This window comes from Janthinobacterium sp. HH106 (genome assembly GCF_001758725.1).
Taxonomy (GTDB): Bacteria; Pseudomonadota; Gammaproteobacteria; order Burkholderiales; family Burkholderiaceae_D; genus Janthinobacterium.
Genome location: NZ_LRIC01000012.1, coordinates 47,597 through 68,313, shown reverse-complemented (window position 1 = coordinate 68,313; position 20,717 = coordinate 47,597). Strand labels below are relative to the sequence as shown.

Annotated in this window: 15 protein-coding genes; 10 read left to right on the top strand and 5 right to left on the bottom strand. The window is 60.6% G+C overall.

The window, feature by feature from the left end; all coding sequences use genetic code 11:
* Positions 1-145 precede the first annotated feature (145 nt).
* Positions 146-3,799 carry a trifunctional transcriptional regulator/proline dehydrogenase/L-glutamate gamma-semialdehyde dehydrogenase gene (putA, locus tag JAB8_RS06385; protein ID WP_070288910.1) on the top strand — a complete coding sequence of 1,218 codons (3,654 nt, stop codon included), beginning with the start codon at positions 146-148 and terminating at the stop codon, positions 3,797-3,799.
* A gap of 75 nt (positions 3,800-3,874) precedes the next feature.
* On the opposite strand, the gene JAB8_RS06380 is transcribed toward putA, so the two are convergent.
* A complete protein-coding gene (locus JAB8_RS06380) occupies positions 3,875-4,651 on the bottom strand; it encodes a 5'-methylthioadenosine/adenosylhomocysteine nucleosidase (RefSeq protein WP_070288909.1) in 777 nt (258 codons plus the stop codon).
* A gap of 1,456 nt (positions 4,652-6,107) precedes the next feature.
* On the opposite strand from JAB8_RS06380, the gene JAB8_RS06375 reads away from it, so the two are divergent.
* The 7 genes from JAB8_RS06375 to JAB8_RS06345 all read left to right on the top strand — a co-directional run bounded on the left by JAB8_RS06375 (position 6,108) and on the right by JAB8_RS06345 (position 14,842).
* Positions 6,108-7,733, top strand: coding sequence for a GMC family oxidoreductase N-terminal domain-containing protein (locus JAB8_RS06375; RefSeq protein ID WP_070288908.1), 1,626 nt, complete (start codon positions 6,108-6,110; stop codon positions 7,731-7,733).
* A 133-nt stretch (positions 7,734-7,866) separates the two neighbouring features.
* Entirely contained in the window at positions 7,867-8,637 is a 771-nt protein-coding gene (locus tag JAB8_RS06370; protein ID WP_035823437.1) for an ABC transporter ATP-binding protein, read from the top strand.
* The gene (locus tag JAB8_RS06365) at positions 8,637-9,365 is read left to right on the top strand and encodes an ABC transporter ATP-binding protein (RefSeq protein ID WP_070288907.1); all 729 of its coding nucleotides are present in this window, start codon (positions 8,637-8,639) and stop codon (positions 9,363-9,365) included. The genes JAB8_RS06370 and JAB8_RS06365 overlap by 1 nt, the downstream gene beginning before the upstream one ends.
* 70 nt (positions 9,366-9,435) lie before the next feature.
* Complete coding sequence (locus JAB8_RS06360; protein ID WP_070288906.1) at positions 9,436-10,638, top strand: ABC transporter substrate-binding protein; 1,203 nt, start codon at positions 9,436-9,438, stop codon at positions 10,636-10,638.
* Positions 10,639-10,799: 161 nt separating this feature from the next.
* Positions 10,800-11,684: a branched-chain amino acid ABC transporter permease gene (locus tag JAB8_RS06355; RefSeq protein WP_070288905.1), complete on the top strand. Its 885-nt coding sequence runs from the start codon at positions 10,800-10,802 to the stop codon at positions 11,682-11,684.
* Between the two features lie 31 nt (positions 11,685-11,715).
* Entirely contained in the window at positions 11,716-12,696 is a 981-nt protein-coding gene (locus JAB8_RS06350) for a branched-chain amino acid ABC transporter permease (RefSeq protein ID WP_070218920.1), read from the top strand.
* A 76-nt stretch (positions 12,697-12,772) separates the two neighbouring features.
* Positions 12,773-14,842, top strand: a complete 2,070-nt coding sequence (locus JAB8_RS06345; RefSeq protein ID WP_070288904.1) for a 3-hydroxybutyrate oligomer hydrolase family protein — start codon at positions 12,773-12,775, stop codon at positions 14,840-14,842.
* Between the two features lie 46 nt (positions 14,843-14,888).
* Here the strand turns inward: JAB8_RS06345 and JAB8_RS06340 are convergent, their stop codons facing one another.
* From JAB8_RS06340 to sugE, 4 genes are all read right to left on the bottom strand, one after another.
* Positions 14,889-15,728, bottom strand: coding sequence for an EAL domain-containing protein (locus JAB8_RS06340; protein WP_254679460.1), 840 nt, complete (start codon positions 15,726-15,728; stop codon positions 14,889-14,891).
* Positions 15,725-16,882: an iron-containing alcohol dehydrogenase gene (locus JAB8_RS06335; RefSeq protein WP_070288903.1), complete on the bottom strand. Its 1,158-nt coding sequence runs from the start codon at positions 16,880-16,882 to the stop codon at positions 15,725-15,727. Before JAB8_RS06335 ends, JAB8_RS06340 begins: the two co-directional genes overlap by 4 nt.
* An 85-nt stretch (positions 16,883-16,967) precedes the next feature.
* Positions 16,968-17,327 (bottom strand): NADH-quinone oxidoreductase subunit A, encoded by a 360-nt coding sequence (locus tag JAB8_RS06330; protein WP_070288902.1) that lies wholly within the window; start codon positions 17,325-17,327, stop codon positions 16,968-16,970.
* 11 nt (positions 17,328-17,338) lie between these two features.
* A complete protein-coding gene (gene sugE, locus JAB8_RS06325) occupies positions 17,339-17,659 on the bottom strand; it encodes a quaternary ammonium compound efflux SMR transporter SugE (protein ID WP_070288901.1) in 321 nt (106 codons plus the stop codon).
* Positions 17,660-17,983: 324 nt separating this feature from the next.
* On the opposite strand from sugE, the gene mnmG reads away from it, so the two are divergent.
* Together mnmG and rsmG are read left to right on the top strand one after the other, a co-directional pair.
* The gene (gene mnmG, locus JAB8_RS06320; protein ID WP_070288900.1) at positions 17,984-19,933 is read left to right on the top strand and encodes a tRNA uridine-5-carboxymethylaminomethyl(34) synthesis enzyme MnmG; all 1,950 of its coding nucleotides are present in this window, start codon (positions 17,984-17,986) and stop codon (positions 19,931-19,933) included.
* Entirely contained in the window at positions 19,930-20,574 is a 645-nt protein-coding gene (gene rsmG / locus JAB8_RS06315; protein WP_070288899.1) for a 16S rRNA (guanine(527)-N(7))-methyltransferase RsmG, read from the top strand. Before mnmG ends, rsmG begins: the two co-directional genes overlap by 4 nt.
* The last annotated feature ends 143 nt before the right edge of the window (positions 20,575-20,717 follow it).

The window sequence follows — 20,717 nt, the reverse complement described above, 5'->3', positions numbered from 1 at the left end:
AGTCCCCTGTATTACCAGAATTAATCCATAAGAATCCCCTTTACAATCGAATCATCTTAACGTCCGACTTTCTGTATTTTTTTGCACCAAAAAAGAGCAAGAATTACGTCAGTTTTCGTCCCTTTTTTCCTTGTAAAGAGCACTTATGCACCCTGCAGGCCCCTCGGCTTTTACCCCGATTCCTTTTGCTGCGTTCCAGGCAGAAATCCTGCCCGAAGCGACACCCCAACGCGCCGCCATCACTGCCGCCTATAGGCGCGATGAGGTTTCCGCCGTGCAGTGGCTGTTGCAACAAGTGCGCCCCAGCAGCACCGAAACGACCGCCGAAGGACAAGCGCTGGCGCACCGCCTGGTCTCGAACGTGCGCCAAAAACGCACACGCGCGTCCGGTGTCGATGCACTGATGCACGAGTTCTCGCTATCGTCGGAAGAGGGTGTTGCATTGATGTGTCTGGCTGAAGCGCTGTTGCGTATACCCGACAGTCAAACGGCCGACCGTTTGATCGCCGACAAAATCAGCAAGGGCGACTGGAAGAAGCACCTGGGCGAATCGCCGTCGCTGTTCGTCAACGCGGCCACCTGGGGCTTGCTGATTACGGGCAAACTGGTCAGTACCAGCAGCGAATCGGGCCTCGGTTCGGCCATGACCAAGCTCATCGCCAAAGGCGGCGAACCGCTGATCCGCAAGGGCGTCGACCTGGCCATGCGCATGCTGGGCAACCAGTTCGTCACGGGCCAGACCATCGAGGAAGCGTTGAAAAACAGCCGCGAGAATGAAACGCGCGGCTACCGCTACTCGTACGACATGCTGGGCGAGGCGGCCCTGACGCAAGCCGACGCGGCCAACTACTACGCCTCGTACGAAACGGCGATCCACGCCATCGGCAAGGCGTCGAACGGGCGCGGCATCCGCAATGGCCCCGGCATTTCCGTGAAACTGTCGGCCCTGCACGCGCGCTACAGCCGCGCCCAGCGCGCCCGCGTCATGGAAGAATTGCTGCCGAAGGTCAAAGCGCTGCTGTTGCTGGCAAAACAGTACAACATCGGCTTCAATATCGATGCGGAAGAAACGGATCGCCTGGAATTGTCGCTGGACCTGATGGAAGCACTGGCGTTCGATGCGGACCTGGCCGGCTTCGACGGCATCGGCTACGTGGTGCAGGCGTATCAAAAGCGCTGCCCGTTCGCCATCGATTTCCTGATCGACCTGGCGCACCGCAGCGGCCGCAAGTTCATGGTGCGCCTGGTCAAGGGCGCGTACTGGGATGCGGAAGTCAAGCGCGCGCAGGTTGACGGCCAGGAAGGCTATCCCGTCTACACGCGCAAGGTCTACACGGATGTCTCTTACCTCGTGTGTGCGCAAAAACTGCTGGCTGCCAGCAGCCTGATCTACCCGCAATTTGCCACGCACAACGCGCAAACCCTGTCGACCATCTATACCTGGGCAAAACGCGACGGCATCACCGATTATGAATTCCAGTGCCTGCACGGCATGGGCGAAACCCTGTACGACCAGGTCGTCGGCCCCGACAATCTCGACAAGCCGTGCCGCATCTACGCCCCCGTCGGCTCGCATGAAACCCTGCTGGCCTACCTGGTGCGCCGCCTGCTGGAAAACGGCGCCAACTCATCGTTCGTCAACCAGATCGTCGACGAAAGCGTGGCCATCGATAGTCTGATCCGCGATCCGCTGGAACAGGCACGCCTGCAGGGCGGCTTGCCGCACCCGTCGATTCCGCTGCCGCTGGACATGTTTGGCAGCGAGCGCAGAAACTCGGCCGGCCTGGACCTGTCGAATGAAGACACCTTGCGCACCCTGGCCACCGGCCTGGCGCAGCAGCAGACATGGCAGGCGGCGCCGCTGATCGATGGCGCCGTCAGCCTAAATACGCCGATGCAAGTCATCCACAATCCGGCCCAGCACGACGATGTCGTGGGCAAGGTCATGGAAGCCGGCCCGGCCGACGTGGAAACGGCGCTGGCCAGCGCCAGCGCGTATGCCATGGATTGGCAAATGACGGAACCGTCGGTCCGCGCGCAAGCGTTGCTGCGCGCCGCCGACCTGTTCGAGGAACACCATATTGAGCTGATGGCCCTGGCCGTGCGCGAAGCGGGCAAGTCGCTGCCGAACGCGATCGCGGAAATCCGCGAAGCCGTCGACTTCCTGCGCTATTACGCGGCGCAGGTGGAACATGCGCCAAACACCCTGGCGCTCGGTCCCGTCACCTGCATCAGCCCGTGGAACTTCCCGCTGGCCATCTTTACGGGCCAGCTGGCGGCCGCGCTTGCCGCCGGCAACGTGGTGCTGGCCAAGCCGGCCGAGCAAACGCCGCTGATCGCCCACCGCGCCGTGCAATTGCTGCATGCGGCGGGCGTGCCGCGCGGCGCACTGCAATTCTTGCCCGGCAGCGGAGAAGTGGTTGGCGCCGGCCTGTGCAACGACGCGCGCGTGAAAGGCGTGATTTTCACGGGCTCGACGGAAGTGGCGCAATTGATCAACCGCAACTTGGCCGCGCGCGCCGTGGCCGAAGGCATCGACATTCCCCTGATCGCCGAAACGGGCGGCCAGAACGCGCTGATCGTCGATTCGTCGGCCTTGCCGGAACAGGTGGTGCAGGACGTGATGTCGTCCGCTTTCGACAGCGCCGGCCAGCGCTGCTCGGCCTTGCGCGTGCTGTTCCTGCAAACGGAAATCGCCGACAAGACCATCCATATGCTGAAAGGTGCCATGCAGGAATTGCGCGTTGGCAATCCTGACCGCCTGGCGACCGATATCGGTCCCGTCATCGATGCGGAAGCGCAAGGTAACTTGCTGGCGCACATCAACAAGATGAAAACCATGGCCATCGACCATTATTCGCTCGATTTGCCGACCGTCAAAGGCACGTTCGTTGCCCCGACCGTGCTGGAAATCAAGTCGCTGGCGCAATTGACGCAGGAAGTCTTCGGCCCCGTGCTGCACGTGATCCGCTACAAGCGGGCCGAACTGCCGCAACTGGTGCAATCGATCAACGACAGCGGTTACGGCTTGACCCTGGGCATCCATACGCGCATCGATGAAACCATCGCTTTCATCACCCAGCGCGCGCACGTGGGCAATATTTATGTGAACCGTAACATCGTTGGCGCCGTCGTCGGCGTGCAACCGTTCGGCGGCGAAGGCAAATCGGGCACGGGACCGAAAGCCGGTGGCCCCCTGTATCTGAAACGCCTGCAGCGCAATGCGCCGGCCGGCGCGCAGCACCAGCGCCAGGCGCCGCCCGCGCTCGACGCGCTGACCGTGTGGGCGAAGATGCATGGCCACGACAAGGTACAGCAGCTGGCGCAGGACTATGCGCGCACCACCTTGCTGGGCAGCACCACCGTCTTGCCAGGCCCGACAGGCGAGCGCAATACCCTGAGTTTTGCCGCACGGGGCACTATTCTGTGCGCGGCGGCCACGTCCGGCACCTTGATGAACCAGCTGGCGGCCGTCCTGGCCACCGGCAACCAGGCCCTGGTGCTGGCGCAAGCGCCGGAGCTGATCCCGGGTGATTTGCCGGCCGCGCTGAAGGACCGCATCCAGATCGTCAGCAGCCTCGAGTCGGTCAAGCAGGATTTCCAGATCGCCATGATCGAGCCTAGCCTCGATGGCCAGCTCAAACCGCTGCTGGCGGCACGGGAAGGGGCCCTGGTGGCCACCATCGCCACCACGCAAGACGGTGCCATCCCCCTGTGGCGCCTGGTCGCTGAGCGGGCGCTGTGCGTGAATACGACGGCGGCCGGTGGTAACGCGAGTCTAATGATGTTAAGTGTCTAAATTTTAAACAGGTAGTTAACAAGGAAGGGCAGAACCAGTGGTTCTGCCCTTTTTTTATGCACGCTAGCTGAAACATCAGCCAGCCAGGCGCTGGCATAGCTGCTGAATCACCGCAAACGCATACGGCGAAGCGACGGATTGCACGAAACGCATGAAGTCGACGGCCGCCTCTTCGTTGGCGTTGTCGGAAATGGTGCGCATGACCGTAAACGGCACACCGAGTTCAAAACACACTTGCGCCACGGCGGCGCCTTCCATTTCGACGGCCAGCAAGTCAGGGATATCCGCTTTCAGCTGGTTGATATGCGCGGCGCTGCCGATGAACTGGTCGCCGCTGGCGATCAGGCCGCGGTGTACTTTGGCGTGCTGCAAGCCAAATGCCGCGATATCGGCCGCCTTGAGCACGCTGGAAACATCGTCACGCAGGAAATCTTCCGCGGCAGCTGCCAGTTGCGTGCTCAGTTCCAGATCCGTGGCGAAGCGCTGCAGTCCCGTCAGCGGCACTTCGAAGCGGGGAAACAAAGGTCGGGCGTCCATATCATGCTGCAGCAGCGATTCGGCCACCACGATGTCGCCCACTTTCACGTGTTTATCCCCACTGCCGGCCACGCCGGTGAAGACGATGTGGGTAACTCCGTACTTTTCCACAAGGATAGAAGCTGTCATGGCAGCGGCAACCTTGCCCAGACGCGACAGGACGCACACAGCGTCGATATTCCACAGGGTTCCCAGGGTGTAGTCACGCATGCCGTGCGAACGCCTCTGGGGGCCTTGCATGGCTTCTACCAGCCCCTGCTGTTCTTCGTGCAAGGCACTGATGATGCCTAAACGCATTTTTTTGTGTGAATTCATGCTGTTTTTACAGGTTTTTGAGATTGCAAAACGGTTTACAGGGTGAAAACAGCCGTTTCGGTGACTTTTCCACCGTACGCGTTTGTCTCTGTGTTTTAAATAAAGATGTATACATAAAAATAGTAGTGATAGTAAACGGCCATTTTTTTGTGGATAAGTCGGTATACCATCGAAAAATCATCAACTTAGCGCACAAAAAAGTAGGCGCACAAGCATTGTATCCAGCGAGGACTTGTTTGGGATAAAAATTGGCTTGTGGACAAAGATCGACTTTTCCCACATCTCATCCTGTGGATATGCAGGCACTTATCCACACCGGCAAGCAAAAATCGCGTTTTTTCTTGCTGCAGTGACATGTTTGACGGGATTTGTGTGTACTGACTCCTGTCTGGCAATTGAAGCTGAGCGATCATGAACGCTGTTCTTTCACGAACATCGGCATCCAGGTACTTCCTGGAAGACGGTTTGGCAGTGGGTAGCACTGTTGCCGTTGGCTTTTTTTTTGACGGTTTTTGCATGCTTTTTGGAAATATCCCCGGACTTCCGCTTTTTTTTGTCGTTTTACAATAGAGCTATATATAAAAATAATAGTAATAGTAAACGCGTTTTTTTCTGTGGATAAGTCACTTTTTTTCAACAGGATCAACCGTTTACGCGCAAAATAAAGCGTGCATAATCGCTGTATCCCGCGAGGAGCAAAATTGTATAAAATGCGGGCCTGCGCATAACTTCGTGTTTACTCACAAGTCATCCTGTGGATATCAAGTGACTTATCCACAATCGTCTCAAATACCCCCTCTTTTCGACATCGCACCGTCTCTTGGCCGAATACCTGGCCAGGACGGTTGACGTTTCCATTTTGCAAAACGGTTTGGCAGTGCAGTGCGCGTGATGCCGGCCGTGCCGGTTTTCGTTGCTCAGTTGTTGGCGCGATTTTTTTTTGTCAGTGAAAGCAGCTCGCCGTTTTTTTTTTGAAGACAGGTTTGTGAATCTTCCCGAAGGAAAGGGCAAACAAAGTGCGCGTTGTCCGGTTTACCTTAACAAGATCGTATACAAGAATAGTAATAGTAGTTAACGGCGACATCTTCTGTGGATAAGTCCTGATTTGTCCTTGTAAACAATCGCTTGGCGTACGGATAAACGCTGAGTAAGGGTTGTATCTGCCGGGGATGGTTTTGGGATAAAAAAAGGCGTCCAAAAAAATTTTCGTTTACTCACATATCGTACCTGTGGATATCCATACGGTTATCCACAGCTTGGCGGCCTTGTTTTTGAGCTTAGCGTGACGCTCGCCCATATCGCTGGCCACGATTAATGTCGCCCTGGCCCGGCACTGGTGGTAATCTCAAGGCGGCTCAGCAGCCATGCATGCATGAAGAAAGACAGACTCTGGTAAAGGGACGCGGTGGGGAGACACGCCGCGCGACAGCTTGATGGCATACCGAAAGGAGCTTCATTGGAATCGGCAGGCGAATACGACTACATCATCGTGGGCGGCGGCACGGCAGGTTGCGTGCTGGCCAACCGGCTCACGCGCGACAAGGATGCCAACGTTTTGCTCGTGGAAGCGGGCGGCAAGGACGATTACGTGTGGATCCACATCCCCGTCGGCTATCTGCATTGCATCGGCAATCCCCGCACGGACTGGCTGTATTCCACGCAGGCGGACGCGGGCCTGGGCGGGCGCAGCCTGATCTATCCGCGCGGCAAAGTGCTGGGCGGCAGCTCGTCCATCAACGGCATGATCTACATGCGGGGCCAGGCCGGCGATTACGATCACTGGGCGGACCTGACGGACGACGCCTCCTGGCGCTGGGACAAGGTCTTGCCGCTGTTTAAACAAAGCGAGGATTATTACGGCGGCGCATCGGAAAACCATGGCGTCGGTGGCGAGTGGCGCGTGGAAAAACAGCGCCTGTCGTGGGATATTTTGAATGCGTTCCGCGACGCGGCGCAGCAGGTGGGCATCCCGAAAACCAGCGATTTCAATGGCGGCGACAATAGCGGCAGCGCATATTTCGACGTCAATCAACGCCGCGGCATCCGCTGGAATACCTCGAAAGCGTTCTTGAAACCGGCCGCGCGCCGCCCGAACCTGACCATCATGACGGGCTGCCACGTGGAACGTCTATTGATTGAAGCTTCGGAGTCGGGACCGCGCTGCACGGGCATCGTGTTTACGGGCGGCGGCACGCAGTGGCAGGCGATGGCCAAACGAGAAACCTTGCTGACGGCGGGTGCCATCGGTTCGCCCCAATTGCTGCAATTGTCCGGCATCGGCCCGGCCGCCTTGCTGCGCGAACACGGCATCACGCCCGTGTTGGACTCGCCTGGCGTGGGCGGCAATTTGCAAGACCATCTGCAGCTGCGCATGGTGTACAAGGTGCAGGGCGTCAAGACCTTGAATGTGATGGCCAGCAATATCGTCGGAAAAATGCAGATCGGCTTGCAATATGCGTTGTTCCAGAGCGGGCCCATGTCGATGGCGCCATCGCAGCTGGGCGCGTTCGCCAAGTCCGATCCGCGGCAAGCCACGCCGAACCTGCAATACCACGTGCAACCCTTGTCCTTGGACAAATTCGGCGAACCCTTGCACGCGTTTCCCGCGTTTACGGCCAGCGTCTGTAATCTGCGCCCGACTTCGCGCGGCCATGTGCACATCGCCAGCGCCGACAGCTATGCGGCGCCGAAGATCGTGCCCAATTACCTGAGTACCGAGCAGGACCGCGCCGTGGCGGCCGACGCCTTGCGCCTGACGCGGGCCATCGCCGCCGCGCCGGCCCTGAAAAAATTCGCTCCCGAAGAATACAAGCCGGGCGTGCAATTCCAGAGCCAGGAGGAGTTGGCGCAGGCGGCCAGCCAGATCGGCACCACCATCTTCCACCCGGTGGGCACCTGCCGCATGGGTCTGGCCAGCGAGGCCTCTAGCGTGGTCGACAGCTCCTTGCGCGTGATCGGCGTAGATGGTTTACGTGTCGTCGATGCCTCGATCATGCCGTATATTACTTCTGGTAACACGAACTCGCCCACCGTGATGATCGCGGAAAAAGCGGCGCAAATGATACATGCGGCCTGGAAATAGCGGGGCAAGCGTGCGAGTTTGCGCCATTCGGGCTGGCGAAAAATCCCCGTAGTTATACTGTATTGTGCGTTAAATTTAAGTTGTGTATTATAAAAATGACTAAGTAGTACAAAAAGTACAACTAGGAGACACGATGTCAAACGTAATCTTGGAAACAAGAAATTTGACCAAGGAATTCAAGGGTTTCACCGCTGTGAGCGAGGTGAACCTGAAGGTAGAGCGGGGCCATATCCACGCCTTGATCGGTCCTAACGGCGCCGGCAAGACCACGTGTTTCAACTTGCTCACCAAATTCCTGGTCCCCACATCCGGACAGATCCTGTTCAATGGGAAAGATATCACGGCCGCCAAACCGGCCCAGATCGCGCGCATGGGCGTGATCCGTTCCTTCCAGATTTCCGCCGTCTTCCCCCATCTGTCCGTGCTGCAGAATGTGCGCATCGGCTTGCAGCGCCAGCTCGGTACCTCGTTCCATTTCTGGCAAAGCGAACGCGCCTTGAACCAGCTCAACGACCGTGCCATGGCCTTGCTGGCCGAAGTCGACCTGACGGAGTTTGCCGACACCATCACGGTCGACATGCCCTACGGACGCAAGCGGGCGCTGGAAATCGCCACCACCCTGGCGATGGAGCCGGAAATGATGCTGCTCGATGAACCGACGCAAGGCATGGGCCATGAAGACGTGCACCGCGTCACCGAGCTGATCAAAAAAGTGTCGGCTGGCCGCACGATTTTGATGGTGGAACACAATATGAGCGTGGTCTCTGGCATCTGCGACAAGATTTCCGTCCTGCAGCGCGGCGCCATGCTGGCCGAAGGCAGTTACGCGGAAGTGTCGCGCAATCCGCAAGTGATGGAAGCCTACATGGGCACCACCCACGCCGAACTGGAAGGGGCGCATTGATGGCGACACAAGTAAATGGCGGCGCACCCGCGCTGGAAATTTCGCAACTGCACACCTGGTATGGCGAATCGCACATCCTGCACGACGTCAATCTGAAAGTGGAGCAGGGCGAAGTGGTGACTTTGCTGGGCCGCAATGGCGCCGGCCGCACGACCACCTTGCGCGCCATCATGGGGCTGACGGGCGCACGCACGGGCTCTATCAAAGTCAATGGCAGCGAAGCGATAGGTTTGGCCACGCACAAAATCGCCCACTTGGGCATCGGGTATTGTCCCGAAGAGCGCGGCATTTTCTCGTCGCTGTCGACCGAGGAAAACCTGCTGCTGCCGCCGACCCTGGCCAGCGGCGAGAAGGGCATGTCGGTGGAGGAAATCTACGCCATGTTCCCGAACTTGCAGGAGCGCCGCCACAGCCAGGGCACGCGCCTGTCGGGCGGGGAGCAGCAGATGCTGGCCGTGGCGCGCATCCTGCGCACGGGCGCCCGTTTGCTGCTGCTCGATGAAATTTCCGAGGGCCTGGCGCCCGTCATCGTGCAGGGTCTGGCGCGCATGATTACCACCCTGAAGGAAAAGGGCTACACCATCGTCATGGTGGAACAGAATTTCCGGTTTGCCGCGCCGCTGGCGGACCGGTTTTATGTGATGGAGCACGGTCAGATCGTCGAGACCTTTGCTGCATCCGAACTGGAAGCCAAGATGCCGGTATTGACCGAGCTGCTTGGCGTGTAATGCCCATGTAGTTCCGTATCGTCGTCGAGCAATCGTTTAAATAGCAAACAATAATCCCAACGGAGACACTATGAAACGTAACGCTATCGCCATTGCCACTCTTTGCGCCCTGGGCTTTTCCGCCGCCGCGCACGCCCAGGTATCGGGCGATACCATCAAGATCGGTTTTATTTCCGACATGTCAGGCGTGTATTCCGACGTCGACGGCCTCGGTGGCGCGGAAGCCATCAAGATGGCGATCGCCGATGCCGGCGTGGTACTGGCCGGCAAAAAGGTGGAATTCATTTCCGCCGACCATCAAAACAAGGCCGACATCGCCGCCTCGAAGGCACGCGAATGGTTCGACCAGCAGGGCGTCGACATGCTGATCGGCGGCACCAATTCCGGCGCCAGCCTGGCCATGGCCAAGGTCGCGGCTGAAAAGAAAAAAATCTTCATTGCCATCGGTGCCGGCTCCTCGCGCCTGACGAATGAAGAGTGCACGCCGTACACCGTGCATTACGCCTACGACACAGTGGCGCTGGCGCGCGGCACGGGCGGCACCATCGTCAAGCAGGGCGGCAAGAACTGGTATTTCATGACGGCCGACTATGCGTTTGGCCATTCGCTGGAAAAAGACACGGCCGAGGTCGTCAAGGCGGCCGGCGGCAAGGTGCTGGGCAGCGTCAAGCATCCGCTGGGCGCCTCGGATTTCTCGTCCTTCCTGCTGCAGGCGCAAGCGGCCAAACCGCAGATCCTCGGTCTGGCCAATGCGGGTGGCGACGCCATCAACAGCATCAAGGCGGCCAACGAGTTCGGCCTGACGAAATCGATGAAACTGGCCGGCTTGCTGATCTTCATCAACGACATCCATTCGCTGGGCCTGAACCTGACGCAGGGCATGTACCTGACCGATGGCTGGTACTGGGACTTGAATCCTGAAACGCGCGCCTGGTCGAAACGCTATTTCGCCAAGATGAAGAAGGAGCCGTCGATGCTGCAGGCGGCCGACTATTCGGCCGCGGCGAACTACCTGAAAGCCGTCAAGGCCGTCGGCACGGATGATACGGACAAGGTCATGGCCTACCTGAAAAAGACCAAGATCAACGACATGTTCACCCAGAATGGCGAAGTACGTCCCGATGGCCGCATGGTGCACGATATGTATTTGATGGAAGTCAAAAAGCCATCCGAGTCGAAATACCCATGGGATTACTACAAGGTGGTCGCCACCGTGCCCGGTGCGCAAGCATATGTGACCAAGGCTGAATCGAAGTGTTCGTTGTGGAAGTAACGCAGTAGCAACCTCCACGGACTGCCCGCCGCCGCGCGGGCGCTCCGTCCTGCATGCGCTTCGCTCGCAGGGTTCGCCTTGCGCCGCCGCACCCGTTTGCGGTGGCGCGTTTCCCTTGATACCACACCGCTACCCGGCGGTGCTTTTTATACTGTGATGCCATGGAAATTTTCGGCGTTCCATTACAAGCGATGATGAGCCAGCTGCTGCTGGGTCTCGTCAACGGCTCGTTCTATGCCATGTTGTCCCTCGGTCTGGCCGTCATCTTCGGCTTGCTCAACGTTATTAATTTCTCGCACGGCGCCATGTACATGATGGGCGCCTTCCTGGCCTGGATGGGCCTCAGCTATTTCGACATCAATTACTGGGCCATGCTGGTCATCGCCCCGATCCTCGTCGGCCTGGTCGGCATCCTGATCGAAAAAACCATGCTGCGCTGGCTGTACAAACTCGACCACCTGTATGGCTTGCTGCTGACCTTTGGCATCACCCTGATCATGGAGGGTGTGTTTCGCTCGTTCTATGGCGTCTCGGGTCAGCCGTATGCCGTGCCCGAGGCGCTGGCCGGCGCGACGGACCTCGGCTTCATGATCTTGCCGAACTACCGCGCCTGGGTGGTGATCGCCTCGCTCTCCGTCTGCCTGGCCACCTGGTTCGTCATCGAGAAAACCAAGCTCGGCGCCTACCTGCGGGCCGGCACGGAAAACCCGAAACTGGTGGAGGCGTTCGGCATCAACGTGCCGCTGATGGTGACCTTGACCTTCGGCTTCGGCGTGGCGCTGGCCGGTTTCGCCGGCGTGCTGGCGGCGCCGATCATCCAGGTTTCGCCGCTGATGGGCTCGAACCTGATCATCGTCGTATTTGCCGTGGTGGTGATCGGCGGCATGGGTTCCATCATGGGTTCCATCCTGACGGGCCTGGGCCTGGGCGTGATCGAGGGCCTGACCCGCGTGTTCTACCCGGAAGGCTCGGCCACCGTGGTGTTCGTGGTGATGGTCATCGTGCTGCTGCTGCGTCCCGCCGGCCTGTTCGGCAAAGAAAAGTAATCCTCATCAGTCATGTATTGGAGCTACCACGATGAATAAGAATGTAGGCTACGCCATTGCCCTGCTGCTGGCGTTGGCGGCCCCGTTTTACGGCTATCCCGTCTTCCTGATGAAGTTGCTGTGCTTTGCCCTGTTTGCCTGCGCTTTCAACTTGTTGATCGGCTACACGGGTTTGCTGTCGTTCGGCCACGCGGCTTTCTTCGGCGGCGCCGGCTATGTCACCGGCTATGCGCTGCGCACCTGGGGCTGGCCGACGGAACTGGGCTTGCTGGCCGGCGTCGCCACGGGCGCCTTGCTGGGCCTCGTGATCGGCGGCCTGGCGATCCGCCGCCAGGGCATCTACTTTACGATGATCACCCTGGCGCTGGCGCAGATGGTGTACTTCCTGGCCTTGCGCCTGCCGTTCACGGGCGGCGAGGACGGCTTGCAGGGTGTTCCACGTGGAACCTTGCTGGGCACGATAGACCTGGCCAACGACACGGTGCTGTACTACGTCGTGCTGGCCATTTTTGTCGCCGGCTTCGCCCTGATCGTGCGCACCATCCATTCGCCGTTCGGACAAGTGCTCAAGGCGATCAAGGAAAACGAACCACGCGCCATCTCGCTCGGCTACGACGTCAACAAGTACAAGCTGATGGCCATCGTGCTGTCGGCGTCGCTGGCCGCGCTGGCCGGCGCCACCAAGACGCTGGTGCTGGGCTTTGAGACCTTGACCGACGTGTACTGGGGCATGTCGGGCCTGGTCGTGCTGATGACCCTGGTGGGCGGCATGGGCACTTTGTCCGGTCCCATCCTCGGCGCCGTGCTGATCATCGCGCTGGAAAACAAGCTGGGCGATGTCGGCACCTACCTGGCCACGCACACGGGCATCGAGTGGTTCGGCACCCTCGGTGAATCGGTGGGCATGGTCACGGGCGTGATCTTCGTCATCTGCGTGCTGCTGTTCCGGCGCGGCATCGTCGGCGAAGCCATCGCGCGTTTCGGCGGCAGGGCGGCCAAAGCCGCTGTCTGATTTTCAAGCAACGCCGGACGGATCGTCCGGCGTTTTTCATTGTGCGTCCACTGTTACTTCAACGGAGAGAACCACCATGCAAATGACGATCACGCGCGCGGGCACTGTTGGCATGAGCCTGTGCACCCTGCTGGCGTTGGCAGCCTGCGGCAGCAACCATGCGCCGGAAGAGCTGAACCAGATGCCCGGCTACCTGGGGACGATTGCACGCGCCGACTACGACGGCAAGACGAACGATCTGCTGACGGCCGGGCTGGGCAAGACGGGGCTGGCGGGCGCCACGCCCGCGTATGCGAATGCTGAACAGCCGACGCCGCTCGAGCTGCGCCGCAATGCGATCTATGCTAATTACCGCGCCGTGCTCGACATCGCCGCCAACAGCGGCTACGGCACCCTGTACGGGCCGAACGTGGATGCAGCCGGCAACGTGGGTAGCGGCGAGGGCCTGGTCGCGGGCAGCGAATACATCGCCTATGCCGATGATGGCACGGCCAAGAAAAACGTCACCCTGATGGTGCAGGTGCCGGCCACCTTCGACCCGGACCGCGCCTGCATCGTCACGGGCACGTCCAGCGGCTCGCGCGGCATTTACGGCGCCATCGGCAGCTCGGGCGAATGGGGCCTGAAAAAAGGTTGCGCCGTGGCGTATGCGGACAAGGGTTCCGGCACGGGCCTGTATGTGTTCGAGGACGACAGCGTCAACCTGCAGAACGGCGTGCGCGCGGGCAGGGTCGCCGCCGGCAAGAACGCGCTCTTCGCGCCCGACTTGAGCGACGCGGACCGGCTGGCCTGGTCTGGCGCCTATCCGAACCGCATCGCCTTCAAGCATGCGCACTCGCAGCAAAACCCGGAGAAGGACTGGGGCAAGGTCACCTTGCAGGCGGTCGAGATGGCGTTTTACGTCTTGAATGAACGCTACGGCGTGCTGGCCCGCGACGGCAGTTCGCGCATCGTGCGCCTGACGCCGAAGAACACCATCACGATCGCCTCAAGCATTTCCAACGGCGCCGGCTCCGCCCTGCTGGCGGCGGAACAGGATACGAAAGGTTTGATCAGCGGCGTGGCGGCCAGCGAACCGCAGGTCCAGCCGGCGGCATCTAACGCCTACAGCGTGCGCCAGGGCGGGGCGGTGGTCGCCAATCCGGGCCGCGCGCTGTTCGACTACGCCACCTATGCGGCCCTGTATCAGCCGTGCATCGCTTCCGTGGCCGGCAATGCGGGACGCTGCACGGCGCTGGTGGCCAAGGGCTTATTGAACGGCGCCGACTTGGCGGCGCAGCAGGCGGACGCGAAGCAGCGCTTGCGCGCGTATGGCTGGCTGGTCGACTCTGATCCGCTGCAGGCGGCGCACGCGGGCACGAACATCCTCGTGGCCGTCACGTATGCGTATGCCTATGGGAAATTTTCCGTGACCGATAAAGTGTGCGGTTTCACGTTTGCGCAGACGGACGGCAGCGGCAATCCGATCGCGTTTACCACAGCGCAAAAGGCAGCCAGCTTTGCCGCGCAAAACGGCATCCTCGGCAATGTCGTGTACGAGAACAGCGTGGGCGGCGCCAAAGTCTACACGGCCGGCGTGTCGCCATCGACCAGCCTGGCGGACCAGTCGCTCGACGGCTTCCTGTGCCTGCGCAGCCTGGCGACGGGGCGCGACGCCGTCAGCGGCGCCAACTTGCAGGGCACCCTGGGCGGGCAGAGCGTGCGCGTGCGGGCTGGCATGGCCGAAGTCGCGGCCAGCGGAAAGTTGCAGGGCAAGCCGGCCATCATCGTGCACGGCCGCAGCGACACCTTGATTCCCGTCAATCACGCCTCGCGTGCCTATCTTGGCCTGAACGCCGCGGTGGAAGGGGCAAATAGCCAGCTGCGCTATATCGAGGTGACCAATGCCAACCATTTCGATTCCTTCAGCAGCGCCTTGCCGACCCTGATCGTACCGCTGCACGTCTACCTGAACCGGGCGCTGGACGCCATGTATGCGCACTTGAACGCCAAGCAAGCCTTGCCGCCATCGCAGGTGGTGCGCACGGTGACGCGTGCCGATGCGTCGACCCTGATCACGAATGTCAACGTGCCGGCGATTGCGGCAACGCCGGCGCCCGCTAATGCCATCAGCGTGACGGGGACTGTCGTCGATATTCCCAACTAGCCAGTATCGTTGGTGGAACCTGCGGCCACGTTTCACGTGGCCGTTTTTATTCCCAGGCCGACTCGGCGATCTGGCCCAGTCCCTGGAAGACGGGCTTGGAAAACCAGTAGCCCTGCATCAGGGAAATGCCGCAGCTGGCTAGGAAGTCGCGCTCGGCGCGGGCCTCGATGCCTTCGGCCAGCACGCGGATACCAAGCTCATGGCACAGGCTGGCGATGGCGCGCACGATCGCCTGGCGCGGCGCCTGCGTATCGATGCCGCGCACCAGGTCCATGTCGATCTTGATGATGTCGGGCTGGTATTCGGCCAGCAGGTTCAAGCCCGCATAGCCGGCACCGAAATCATCGATGGCCGTCTGGAAACCGAAGCGCCGGTAGGCGCGGAAAATCTCGACCAGGTGGGGACGGTCTTGCACCCGTTCGCCTTCCGTCACTTCAAATATGATCTTGTCGGTAGGGAAGCGGTGCAGCCTGGCCGCTTCCAGGGTGCTGCGGATGCACACTTCCGGGCGGTAGACGGCGTTGGGCAAAAAATTGATCGACAGGAAGCCCTGCATGCCGAGGCGCGCTGCACCGGCCACGGCCTTGACGCGGCACGCCTGATCGAAGCGGTAGCGGTTGGCGTCGTTGACTTGCGCCAGCACGCTGGCCGCGCTTTCGCCGTTCGGGCCACGCACCAGTGCCTCGTGCGCATAGATGCTGCGCGTGTCCAGGTCGACGATGGGCTGATAGGCATACTCGAAGGCAAACGGCAGCGGCGCGCTGTCGTGGCAGCCGGCACAGGCACCGTACGGAAAGTGGGTGCTGTCGGGATGAATGGGGATGTCGGGAGGCGTCATGGCGTCAGTGTAGCTGGGCGGGTTGGCAGATTCCGTCTGCTGGTTCACAGTGCGCCAGCATAGATGGCGCGTGCATCGGCGCGCGTGACGGGCCGGGGATTGTTGCCCAGCAAGCGCGTCTGCAGCATGGCTTCATCGGCCAGGCGGTCCAGGTCGCCGGACGTGATGCCCACTTCGCGCAAGGTGCGCGCGATACCGGTAGCTACGGCAATGTCCTGCATGGCGTCGATCAGGGCCTCGGCCCGCGCTTCCTCGCTGCCCGTGATGCCGGGTTGCAATACGGTCGCCAGTTGCGCATACAGGGGCGCCGCATGGGATAGATTAAAACGCAGCACGTGCGGCAACACCAGCGCGTTCGACAGGCCATGCGGCACGTGGAACAGGCCGCCGATGGGATAGGCGAGCGCATGTACGGCAGCCACGGGTGCGTTGGCAAACGCCTGGCCGGCCAGCATGGCGCCCAGCAGCATGGCTTGCCGCGCCGGCAAGTTGCTGCCATCGCGGCAGGCTGCGAGCAAGTTGCTGGAGAGCAGCGACAGCGCCTGGGTGGCCAGCATGTCGGACAAGGGATTTTTCAGCAGGCGGCTGGTGTACGCTTCGATCGCATGCGCCATGGCATCGATGCCGGTGGCGGCCGTCACTGCGGGCGGCAAGCCCAGGGTCAGGCTGGCGTCGAGGATGGCCAGGTCCGCATACAGTTGCGGCGCGACGACGCCCATCTTGCTGGTGGCGCCCGTGGTGACGATGGCGATGTGGGTGACTTCCGAGCCCGTGCCGGCCGTCGTCGGCAATTGCACCAGCGGCAGGCGCTGACCGTGCACATTGCCGATGCCGTACAGCTGGGCCAGTTCCTGGTGACCGGGCGCCAGCACGGCGATCAGCTTGGCCACGTCCAGTGAGCTGCCGCCTCCAAGGCCGATAATCAGTTCCACGTGAAACATCTGCGCCTGGGCCACACCAGCCAGCACGACGGCTTCGGGCGGATCGGCTTGTACATCGGAAAAGACATGCGCCTCGATGCCGGCCGCTTGCAAGCTGCGCAACGGTGCATCGGCCAGACCCGTGCGCAAAAAGCCCGCGTCGGTGACGAGCAGGGCGCGGCGCACGGCGGGGAAGTGGTGGGCGATATGGGCGCCCAGTTGGGCAGCGGCGCCCGGATCAACGATCAGATGCGGCACGGTACGGAACTGGAAGGCGGACATGCATGCTCCTGACAGTAAGGACAGAAGTCCAGCATACTCCGCTTTCCTGCCCCGTGCCTGTTTCACGTGGAACCAAAAGCGGAGCTTACTCCCACTCGAGCGCGCCGCGTTTCCATTCATAGGCCAGGCCAATGGCCAGCACGCCGAGAAAGCCCATGACGGCCCAGAAGCCGGGCAAGCCCAGTTCGTGGACGTTGGCCGCCCACGGCATCAGGAAGAGCACCTCGATATCGAACAGGATGAACAGGATGGCTACCAGGTAGAAGCGGATGTCGAACTTCATGCGCGCATCGCCGAACGCCTCGAAGCCGCATTCGTACGGTGACAGTTTTTGCGCATCGGGCTTGTGCGGCCCCAGTACGCGTCCCAGCAGCATGGGCACGATGCCGACCAGGATGCCGATCAGAATGAACAGCAGGACGGGAAAATAGTGTTCGAGGAGCATGGGGATTCCTCTCAGTGGCTCGATGACAGTTTCATCAGCACGATGCCGCACACGATGAGGACGGCGGCGAACACGCGCATGGTATTGACTTGCTCGCCCAGAAAGACGATGCCAACGATAAAGGCGCCGACGGCACCGATGCCCGTCCAGATGGTGTAAGCCGTGCCCAGGGGCAGGGTGCGCATGGCCAGCGACAGCAAGCCGAAGCTGGCGATCATCATGACCACAGTAATCACGGAGGGAGTGAGTCTGGTGAAACCCTCGGAGAGTTTCATCGAGTATGCCCACACGACTTCAAACATGCCGGCAATTATTAAAAGTATCCAGGCCATGGCGGCTCCTATACAGAGCGGGCCGTCCCGGTGTGTTCCCATGATGGGGGAGGCCGTCCTCCTGGATGATCGTCGCGCTGGCCACTGGCGTGAGCACGGGGCAAACGATGCGGCAATTGTAGCAAACATTGCCGGACCCCGCAGCGCGGCGCGGGCCTGTCCTGGCGCCTGGGCGTGTTCCACGTGAAACAAAAATGGCCGTTGACTTGCCCTTGCTGAGTAAAAATTAAGCAAAAATTGGCCCGTGGAAGGTTGCGTTCGCAAAAAGACTCTATAATCGGAGCTCTCTTCCCGCATTTTTACTTGCACTGTTACCTATTTATCATGTTATTTCCTACAGAATTCGACGTCATCGTTGTCGGTGGTGGTCACGCCGGTACCGAGGCGGCCCTCGCTTCCGCCCGCATGGGGCAGAAGACGCTATTGCTCACGCATAATATTGAGACATTGGGCCAGATGTCGTGCAACCCCTCCATCGGCGGCATCGGCAAGGGCCACCTGGTCAAGGAGGTCGATGCCATGGGCGGCGCGATGGCGATTGCCACCGACGAGTCCGGCATCCAGTTCCGCATCCTGAATTCCTCGAAAGGCCCGGCAGTCCGCGCCACGCGCGCCCAGGCCGACCGTATTTTGTACAAGGCCGCCATTCGCACGCGCCTGGAAAACCAGACGAATCTGTGGCTGTTCCAGCAAGCGGTCGATGATCTGATCGTCGAAGGCGACCGGGTCGTCGGCGCCGTGACGCAGATCGGCCTGAAGTTCCTCGCGCGCGCCGTCGTGCTGACGGCCGGCACTTTCCTCGACGGCAAGATCCACGTGGGCTTGAATAACTATTCGGCCGGCCGCGCCGGCGATCCGCCCGCCATCTCGCTGTCGGCCCGCCTGAAAGAGCTGAAACTGCCGCAGGGCCGTTTGAAAACGGGCACGCCGCCGCGCATCGATGGCCGCACGATCGACTTTTCCGTCATGCAAGAACAGGCGGGCGACCTCGATCCCGTACCCGTGTTTTCCGTGATGGGCAACACGGCCATGCATCCGCGCCAGGTGCCATGCTGGGTCACGCACACGAATAGCCAGACGCACGACATCATCCGCGCCGGCCTGGACCGCAGCCCCATGTACACGGGCGTCATCGAAGGCGTGGGCCCGCGTTACTGCCCCTCGATCGAAGACAAGATCCACCGTTTCTCGGGCAAGGAATCGCACCAGATCTTCCTCGAGCCGGAAGGTTTGACGACGCACGAGTTCTATCCGAACGGCATCTCCACCAGCCTGCCGTTCGACGTGCAGATCGCCCTGGTGCAGTCGATGAAGGGCATGGAAAACGCCCATATCCTGCGCCCCGGCTATGCCATCGAATACGATTATTTCGACCCGCGCGGCTTGAAGGCCTCGCTGGAAACGAAGGCCGTTGCCGGCCTGTTCTTCGCCGGCCAGATCAACGGCACCACGGGCTACGAGGAAGCGGCCGCGCAAGGCATGCTGGCGGGCCTGAATGCGGCCTTGCTGACGCAGGACAAGGAAGCCTGGGTACCGGGCCGCTCCGAGGCCTATCTGGGCGTGCTGGTCGACGATCTGATCACCCAGGGCGTGCAGGAACCGTACCGCATGTTCACCAGCCGCGCCGAGTACCGTTTGAGCCTGCGCGAAGACAATGCCGACATGCGCCTGACGGAAATCGGCCGCGCGCTGGGCTGCGTGGGCGACGCCCAATGGCAAGCGTTCGAGACCAAGCGCGAAGCGGTGGCGCGCGAGCTCGAACGCCTGCGTTCCACGTGGGTCAATCCGCGCATCCTGGCGGCCGCCGAATCGGAACGCATCGTCGGCCAGGCCATCGAGCGCGAGTACTCGCTGGCGGACCTGCTGTGCCGCCCGAACGTGGCCTACGACACCCTGATGAGCATGACGGGCATGGAAGGCCAGGCCCTGGCCGGCCCCGGCGTGGAAGACCCCGCCGTGCGCGAGCAGGTGGAAATCCAGCTCAAATATGCGGGCTACATCGAGCGCCAGAGCAAGGAAATCGAGCGCCATGAACACTATGAAAACCTGGCCTTGCCGGAAGGTTTCAATTACCTCGATATCGGCGCGCTGTCGGTCGAAGTGCGGCAAAAACTCGACAAGCAGCGCCCTGAAACTCTGGGCCAGGCATCGCGCATATCGGGCGTGACGCCGGCGGCGATTTCGCTGCTGCTGGTGCATCTGAAAAAGCGCGGTTTTGGCGCAGGGCAAGCCGAAATACAGACCACCACTTTAAAGGACGAGGTTGTTGAATGAAGCAGTTTGACCGGGCCGCATTGGCCCCCATTTTGAATGAAGGCATCGCCGCGCTGGGGCTTGACCTGAGCGCGGATCAGACGGAAAAACTGCTCGATTACCTGGCCTTGCTGGCCAAATGGAACAGCGTGTACAACCTGACGTCGGTGCGCGATCCGATGCAGATGCTGACCCTGCACGTGCTCGATTCGCTGGCGGCCGTGCCGGCGTTCGCGGATGCAAAGCATGTGCTCGACGTGGGCGCCGGCGGCGGCTTGCCGGGCATGGTCCTGGCCATCGCGCGGCCCGATGTGAAGGTGTCGATGATCGACACCGTGCATAAAAAGACGGCATTTTTGACGCAAGTGAAGGCGGAACTGGGGCTGACCAACGTCACCGTGTACACGAAACGGGTGGAACAGCTGGAAGTGGCGCAGAAATTCGACGTGATCACCTCGCGCGCCTTTGCCGACCTGTCCGACTTCGTCAACTGGTCGCACCACGTGCTGGCCGAGGACGGGCAATTCATCGCCTTGAAAGGGGTGGCACCGCCAGACGAGAGAGAGCGACTGCCGGCAGACTGGAAAGTGACGGAATTACGAGCGATCCAGGTGCCAGGGCTAAATGCAGAGCGTCATCTGGTCTTTATAGCAAGAGTTTAAAGGCCTAGGAATTGAACGGTATAAATCATATAAACAGTTTATACGGTATAAATAATATAACCCATATAAACGATTTATATCGTATAAATAAAATAAACAGTATAAATCGTTTCGGCCAGATGCCGGGGCGCACGATGAAGTTT